The organism is Paraconexibacter sp. (assembly GCF_059438195.1).
In genome coordinates this window covers 1-7,009 of record NZ_JBLKKY010000113.1, presented here as the reverse complement: position 1 = coordinate 7,009, position 7,009 = coordinate 1, and the positions used below count along the sequence as shown (strand labels likewise).

At 75.2% G+C, this 7,009-nt stretch carries 7 protein-coding genes; all 7 read right to left on the bottom strand.

Annotated elements, in window-relative coordinates; translation table 11 throughout:
• Nucleotides 1–135: 135 nt before the first annotated feature.
• Entirely contained in the window at nt 136–1,389 is a 1,254-nt protein-coding gene (locus tag ACME2J_RS21630; RefSeq protein WP_495547022.1) for a DEAD/DEAH box helicase, read from the bottom strand.
• Nucleotides 1,390–1,512: 123 nt separating this feature from the next.
• Complete coding sequence (locus tag ACME2J_RS21625; RefSeq protein WP_495547021.1) at nt 1,513–2,085, bottom strand: hypothetical protein; 573 nt, start codon at nt 2,083–2,085, stop codon at nt 1,513–1,515.
• 41 nt (nt 2,086–2,126) lie between these two features.
• Complete coding sequence (locus ACME2J_RS21620) at nt 2,127–3,917, bottom strand: metallophosphoesterase family protein (protein WP_495547020.1); 1,791 nt, start codon at nt 3,915–3,917, stop codon at nt 2,127–2,129.
• Between the two features lie 73 nt (nt 3,918–3,990).
• Nucleotides 3,991–4,584 carry an SRPBCC family protein gene (locus ACME2J_RS21615; RefSeq protein ID WP_495547019.1) on the bottom strand — a complete coding sequence of 198 codons (594 nt, stop codon included), beginning with the start codon at nt 4,582–4,584 and terminating at the stop codon, nt 3,991–3,993.
• Nucleotides 4,581–5,183 (bottom strand): nucleotidyltransferase family protein, encoded by a 603-nt coding sequence (locus tag ACME2J_RS21610; protein ID WP_495547018.1) that lies wholly within the window; start codon nt 5,181–5,183, stop codon nt 4,581–4,583. Before ACME2J_RS21610 ends, ACME2J_RS21615 begins: the two co-directional genes overlap by 4 nt.
• Nucleotides 5,180–6,244 carry an XdhC family protein gene (locus ACME2J_RS21605; protein WP_495547017.1) on the bottom strand — a complete coding sequence of 355 codons (1,065 nt, stop codon included), beginning with the start codon at nt 6,242–6,244 and terminating at the stop codon, nt 5,180–5,182. The genes ACME2J_RS21610 and ACME2J_RS21605 overlap by 4 nt, the downstream gene beginning before the upstream one ends.
• The coding region (locus ACME2J_RS21600) for a vWA domain-containing protein (protein ID WP_495547016.1) at nt 6,241–7,009 on the bottom strand (769 nt) is incomplete at its 5' end. The genes ACME2J_RS21600 and ACME2J_RS21605, both read right to left, overlap by 4 nt.

The following is a 7,009-nucleotide window of genomic DNA, read 5'->3' as shown; positions in this document are numbered from 1 at the left end:
CTGCCGGGTGCCGCCCGGCGAGCGCCGGCTGATGAGCGCCGGCTGATGAGCGCCCCCCGGCGAGCGCCGGCTGACGGGTGCCGCCCGGCGCACCGGGCGGCGGCACCGGCGCCCGCGCGGCGGGTGGGTCCGGCCCTAGGCGGCCCGGCGGCCGCTCTGCGCGGCCTTGCGCGGGCGGCGGCGGCGGGAGGAGCCGGAGCCGGACCGGCCGCCTCCGCCCTTGCTGCCGTTCCCGTTCCCGTTCCCGCGAGCCTGCTTCGGCGCGACGGCCGGGCGCATCCCGGCACCAGCGAGCGCCTCCTCCAGGGAGAGGTCGCGCGCGATGATCGCGATGTCCTTCTCCTGGTCGGGCATGACGAGCGTGATCGCGGCGCCGTCGCGCCCGGCGCGGCCGGTGCGGCCGGCGCGGTGCACGTAGGCGTCGCGATCCTCGGGGGCGTCGAAGTTGATGACGTGGGTGACGTCGGCGACGTCGAGGCCGCGCGCGGCGACGTCGGTCGCGACGAGCGTCGAGACCTTGCCCTGCTCGAAGCGGGCGAGCGCGCGCTCGCGCTGGCCCTGCGTCTTGTCGCCGTGCATCGCGACCGCGTCGACGCCGTGGGTGCCGAGGCGCTTCACGAGGCGGTCGGCGCCGCGCTTCGTGCGCACGAAGACGACGGCGAGACCGCGCTCCTCGCGCTCGAGCGTCTTGACGAGCGCGTCGAGCTTCGCCGCGTGCTCGACGGGGACGAAGCGGTGCGCGATCTCGGCGGAGCGCTGCGAGACGGGCGCGGCGAGGCGGTGCTCGGCCGCGTCGCGCGTGTGCTTCTCGGCGAACTCGCGCGGCGAGCCGTCGAGGGTCGCGGAGAAGAGGAGCGTCTGCCGGTCGGCGGGCGTCTCGCGGAGGATGCGCTCGACGGGCGGGCGGAAGCCCATGTCGAGCATGCGGTCGGCCTCGTCGAGGACGACGGTCTTCACGTGGCGCAGGTCGATGTCGCCGCGCTCGAGGAGGTCGATGAGGCGGCCGGGCGTCGCGACGACGATGTGGGCGCGGCGGGCCCGCTTGGCCTGGGCGACGATCCCGACGCCGCCGTAGACCGCGGCGACGGAGAGCGCCCGGGTGTGGGCGAGCGGGAGGATGTCGTCGACGATCTGCGAGGCGAGCTCGCGGGTCGGGGCGAGGACGAGGGCCGCCGCGCGGCGGTCGTTCGCCTCGACCATCTCGACGAGCGGCAGGCCGAACGCGATGGTCTTGCCCGACCCGGTCGGGGACTGGACGAGGACGTCGCGGCCGTCGAGCGCGTCGGGGATGACCGCCGACTGGACGGGGAACGGACTGGTGATGCCGGCGTCGCGCAGGGCGCGGGCGCAGGTCTCGGACACGCCGAGATCGGCGAAGGTGGACGACATGGATGCTGCTCCTTTCGCGGCATCGTGCCGCGGACGATTCGGGGAGAACCTCGGACCCGAATCGCGCTTCGGAGCGCTGCTCAGACACCAGGACCTCGCGGACGACGGCGTCGTCCGTGCCGCTCACGGTAGCAGCGGAAGCTCCTCGACGACCTCGTAGAAGCCGTGGACCGGCGTCGAGCTCTTCTCGCCGGTCGTGATCCGGTGGCCGATCCCGACGGCGACGACGGCGAGGAGGAGCGAGAGCCCGGCGACGGCGGCGGGGTGGCGGGGCGCCCGTCCCTTCCCGCGGACGACGAGCACGCTCTTGATGATCTTCAGGGCCTTCGCGACGTAGAGCACCTGGAGGACGCGGAGGCCCTGGACGGAGCTGAGGGCGCGGGCCGCGAGGAGCGCCTCGAGGAGCTTCGTGAGGAGCGGGAAGGTGACCGCGAGGATGACGAGGCCGAAGACGTGCCCCTTCGCCCACGCGACGCGGTCCTCGACGACCGTGAGCATGATGGCGGCCTCGGCGAGGAAGACGGCCCAGATGCCCCAGGCGAGCCCGACGGTGACGGCGGCCCAGGCGTCGCCGAGCTTCGAGAAGGAGAGGAAGACGACCGGGAGGGCGAGCCACGCCGCCGCGAGCACCGGCGCCTCGAGACGCTTCTCCCACCGCGCACCGCGCGGATCCGCCGTGGGGTCGATACCGGCCATGACGGCCGGGAAATATGACGGAACGGGGCGTCAGGTGGCCGTCAAGGCGCGTGCGGATGCGGCAGATGGAGGAGCGCGTTGCGGTCCTCCGGCCGCCCGCGGCTCCCCGCGGGATCGGCGTGGCGGTCGTTGAGCGACAGCTCGCGCGAGATGGAGGCGAGACGCGCGACGCTCCCGTTCGCGGCACCGTCGCCCGGGTCGACCGGCGCGGCGTGGTCGACGACCGCCGTCGCGATCGCGAGCGTCCCGTCGCCGCCGTCGAGGAGCTCGACGACGCGCGACTGCTGCGGGAAGTCGATGTGGGAGGCGGTGTTGATCTCCCAGAACCCGCCGTCGCCGCCGGGCCGCGCGAACGGCTCGATGCGGTTCGCGTGCTCGTGGCCGTTGACGAACGCGACGGCCGAGGGATGGCGCAGGAGCAGGCACTTCACCGTCTCGTCGAGCCGCGTCGGGGCGAGCGGGTCGGTCGACGGGCACGGGAGGTCGGTGCCGGTCTCGCGCGGGCCGAGACCGAAGTGGACGGCCGGCGAGAGGTTGCCGCCGGTGTCACCCGGCGGGAACGGCGAGACCGGCGGCTGCCCCATCGTCCTCAGGGAGTGGTGGGCGAAGACGACGACGAGCTCCTTCGCCGCGTCGGCGAGGAGCAGCTGCTCGTGGAGCCAGCGGAACTGCGTGTCGTCGACGTTCCCGGCCTCGAGACCCGCCTCCGAGATCGTGTCGAGGGAGATGAACCGCAGGCCCGGCTTCGGGGAGAACGCGTAGTTGCCCATGCCGGACGCGACGTTCTCCGGCGTGAAGCCGTGGCCGGCGGGCACGCCGCTGGTGCGGAAGTGCTCGGCGATGAACTCGGACTTGCGCAGCGGCCGGCGGCGCTGGTCGGCCGGCTCGACGGCGACCCGCGACGCGGGGTCCGCGAGGGCCCCGGCGATGCCCAGCGCCTCGGACCCGGCGATCGAATGCACCTTCGCGCACCCGACGGCGAGCGCCTCGAGGGCGGGGTTGCGCGGCTGATTGCCCTGGATGAGCCCGTCGTGGTTCCCGAAGGTCGCGTACCAGGGCAGGCCGCTGAGGCCCTTGGCGCGCAGCGGCTCGTTCATGCGCTCGAAGAGCCCGGGGAAGTCGCGGACGCCGTCGGCGGGGGTGTAGCCGACGCCGTCCTCGCCGGGCGCGCTGCCGTCGGGCTCGTAGTACTCGCCGGCCCCCCGGACGCCGTCGTAGCGCCGCCCGTCGGGGAAGGAGACGCAGGTCGGGGGGACCGGGACCGCGACCTGGCCCGCGCCGAGGCAGAGGTCGGCACGCGAGAACCGCGGCGGCAGGCCGTCGACGCCGGAGTCCGGCCGCACGTCCTTGCCGCCGTCGAGGAGGTCGATGAGCCAGCGCGTCTCGTTGCACTGGGTGTTGTCCGTGTTGTCGCCGGTCGTCATGACGAGGTCGAGCGGACGGCCGCTCACCGGCGAGGTCGTCTCCGTGAGCCGGCGCACCATCTGGTCGATGACGTGCGGCGAGAGGCCCTCCTGAGGCCGGTACGCCGAGGTGAAGAGACCGCCGAGTCGGTCGGTGAACTCGACGCGCAGCGGCGACTCCTCGTCGACGACGTGCGTGTCGGTGAGCTGCCCGAAGAACGCGAGGGACGACGGCGTCGCGCCGCTCGACGGCGACCCGAGCTCGGTGCGCGGGACGAGCGGCTCACCGGGCCCGGCCTCGAGCCGTCCGTCGCCGCCCGCGTCGACGATCGTCCCCGTCGTCGTGTCCGCGGGCGCGGCCACGGCGGGCGGCGCGGCGGCGACGGCGACGGCGATCGCGGGCAGGCAGAAGCGGACGAATCGGCGCATGCGCGGACCTTCTCAGGCCGCGATGTGAAAAGCGAGTGAACCGACCGCGGCGCCCGACGGCCGGCGTGCGGGGTCAGGACCGGCCGAAGAGGCGCTTGAGGCGGTCGAGGAGCGCGCCGAAGAAGAGGCGCAGGCCGCTCACCGGTCGCGAGGCCTCGCGACCGGGCCGCGACGCGGGTGCGCCGGCCTCCCCTTCCGCGGCGGCGGGCGCCTCCTGCTGGACCTCCTCCTCGAGGTTCGAGGCGAAGTCCCGGAGCATGCGGTTCGCGACGTCCTGGATCATCCCGCCGCGACCGAACCGCGCGAGCTTGCCGGTGATCGTGAAGTCGGTGACGACGTCGACCTTCGTGCCGCCGCCGTCCGGCGCCTCGGCGACCGTCGAGACGATCGTCGCGTTCGCGCCACCCTGCCCTCGCTTGTCGGTCCCGCGCGCGCTCATCGTCGCGACCCGCGAGGAGCCGTCGAGCTCCTCCATCTTCAGGGTCCCGACGTAGGCGGCGGTCGTCGGCCCGAGCTTCACGGTGAACGTGCCCTTGTAGCTTCCGTCCCCGACGTTCTCGGTGACCTCGGCGCCCGGGAGGCAGGGCGCGACCCGCTCGACGTCGATGAGCGCCTCCCAGACGGTGTCGGCGGGCGCCTGCACGGTGAACGACTGCTCGAGCTTCATCTCAGTGCCTCCAGGTTCTCGGGGGTGTCGACGTCGGCTCCGCCGGCGAGATCGTCGACCTCGACGTAGAGGGTCGGGACGCGCTCGAGGATCTCGCGCGCGCCCTGGTCGCCCTCGAGCGCGGCGATCTCGCCGAGCAGCCCCGCCGGCAGGACGACGGGGTGGCCGGGACGGTCGCCGTAGACCGCTCGCCCCGCCGTGCCCTCCGGCGCCTCGCGGACGACCCTGAGGACCTCGGCGATGACGTCGGGCTGCACGCGCGGCTGATCGGCGAGGAGGACGACGACGTGGTCGAGCCCGCCGCCGGCCTCCTCCTCCACGCCGGCGATGCCGGCGCGCAGCGACGCCGCCATCCCCTCGTCCCAGCCGAGCGCGAGGACGACCTTCGCGCGGCGGAAGTCGATCCGCTCGCGGATCGCCTCCTCGTGGGCGCCGAGGACGACGACGACCGGGTCGAGATCGGCGACGGCGCAGGCGGCGTCCACGACGTGCTGGAGGAGCGGCCGGTCCTCGAGTCGGGCGAGCTGCTTCGGCTCGCTGCCGAAGCGGGTCCCCGCCCCCGCCGCGAGGACGACGGCGGCCGCCCTCCCGCCGCTCATGACCCCACCTCGTGGATGCGGCCGGGCGCGTCACGGAGCCGCCCGCCGGTCCGGCCGCGGTGCATCGCGACGATCTCGCTCATGATCGACAGCGCGGTCTCCTCGGCCGTGATGCCGCCGAGGTCGAGGCCGATCGGCGCGCTGAGCCGGTCGAGCTCCTCCTCCGTCATCCCGCCGGCGAGGAGGCGCTCGCGGCGCTGGGCCTGCGCCCGACGTGCTCCCATCGCCCCGACGTAGCGCGCCTCGGAGCGCAAGGCGATCTCGAGCGCCGCGTCGTCGAGCTTCGGGTCGTGCGTGAGGACGGCGATCGCCGTCGCGCGGTCGATCCCGCCGATCCGCTCGAGCCCGTCCTCGGGCCACGCGGCGACGACGTCGACCGCGTCGGGGAAGCGCTCCCGCGTCGCGAAGCGCGCTCGCGGGTCGATGACGTAGGGCCGCCAGCCCGCGGCGCGCGCGATCGTGCACAGCGCCTGCGTGTGGTCGACCGCGCCGAAGACGACGAGCCGCGGCGCCGGCGCGGTCGCGTCGACGAAGACCTCGACGCCTTCGGCCTCCCGGCGCTCGCTGCGCTCCGCCCACATGAGCTCCTCGGCGTGACCGGCGGCGGCGTCGTCGAGCGCGGGGGAGCCGAGCGTCCCGGTCCGCGACCCGTCGACCGCGACGAGGAGCCGCGACCCGTCGTCGAGGCGGGTGACGAGCGCACCGCGGCCGCCTGCGCGGGCGAGCGCGGCGAAGGCGTCGACCTCGGGCCCGGACGCGAGGTCGACCCAGACGTCGATCTCGCCGCCGCAGGGCAGCCCGACGTCCCATGCCTCGTCGTCGGCGATGCCGAAGTGGAGGAGCCGCGGACCGCCGCCTCCGAGGATCTCCTCCGCGACGCCGACGACCGCGCCCTCCACGCAGCCGCCGCTCACGGCGCCGCTGATCGCGCCGTCGTCGCCGACGGCCATCTTCGACCCCGGCGGCCGCGGGGCCGAGCGCTTCACGCCGACGACGGTCGCGATCGCGGCTCGGCGGCCGGCCGCGCTCCACGCGTCGAGGTCGCTGACGACGTCTCTCATGGTCCTGCTCCTGCGTCGTGGGGGGTGGTCGCGAGGGCCCGCGGAGGCGTGGCGCGCCGGGGGACGGCCCCTCCGCGGCCGGAGAGCCCCTCCTCGAGGACGTCCGCGAGGTCCTCGAGCGAGGCGAGGGTGTTGCCGGCGAGGAAGCGGTCGGCGTACGGGAGCGCCGCCGCCATCCCGCGGGCGAGCGGCGCGTAGCCCGGCGAGGCCTTGAGGGGGTTGAGCCAGACGACGCGGTGCGCGCTGCGCCGCAGCCGCGCCATCTCGGCCGCGAGGACCTCGGGCTCGCCCCGGTCCCAGCCGTCGGAGAGGACGACGACGACCGCGCCGCGGCCGAGACGGCGCCCGTGGCCGCGGTTGAGCTCGCCGATCGCGGCGCCGATCCGCGTGCCCCCCGTCCAGTCGGGGATCGCCGCGGAGGCCCGCCGCAGCGCGGCGTCGGGATCGCGGTCGCGCATCTCGAGGGTGAGCCTCGTGAGCCGGGTCCCGAACGCGAACACCTCCACGCGGGGACGGGCGGCGACCGCCGCCTGCGCGTACTGCAGGAGCATGCGGGCGTACGGCGCCATCGACCCGCTCACGTCGACGAGGATCACGAGGGCGCGCGGAGTCTCGGTCGGGGCGCGCCGCGCCGGGCGCAGCGGCTCTCCCCCCGTCCTCAGCGCGGCGCGGAGCGTGCGCCCGACGTCGGTGCGCACGCCCGCGCGCCGGCGGCTCGGCCGCAGCCGCCGGCCGGGGCGCGACGGTCCGCGGCGGGCGAGCTCC

Bases quoted from the DNA above. Each gene is read 5' to 3' on its own strand.
- ACME2J_RS21630 (WP_495547022.1), bottom strand. From the start codon at position 1,389: ATGTCGTCCACCTTCGCCGATCTCGGCGTGTCCGAGACCTGCGCCCGC.
- ACME2J_RS21625 (WP_495547021.1), bottom strand. From the start codon at position 2,085: ATGGCCGGTATCGACCCCACGGCGGATCCGCGCGGTGCGCGGTGGGAG.
- ACME2J_RS21620 (WP_495547020.1), bottom strand. From the start codon at position 3,917: ATGCGCCGATTCGTCCGCTTCTGCCTGCCCGCGATCGCCGTCGCCGTC.
- ACME2J_RS21615 (WP_495547019.1), bottom strand. From the start codon at position 4,584: ATGAAGCTCGAGCAGTCGTTCACCGTGCAGGCGCCCGCCGACACCGTC.
- ACME2J_RS21610 (WP_495547018.1), bottom strand. From the start codon at position 5,183: ATGAGCGGCGGGAGGGCGGCCGCCGTCGTCCTCGCGGCGGGGGCGGGG.
- ACME2J_RS21605 (WP_495547017.1), bottom strand. From the start codon at position 6,244: ATGAGAGACGTCGTCAGCGACCTCGACGCGTGGAGCGCGGCCGGCCGC.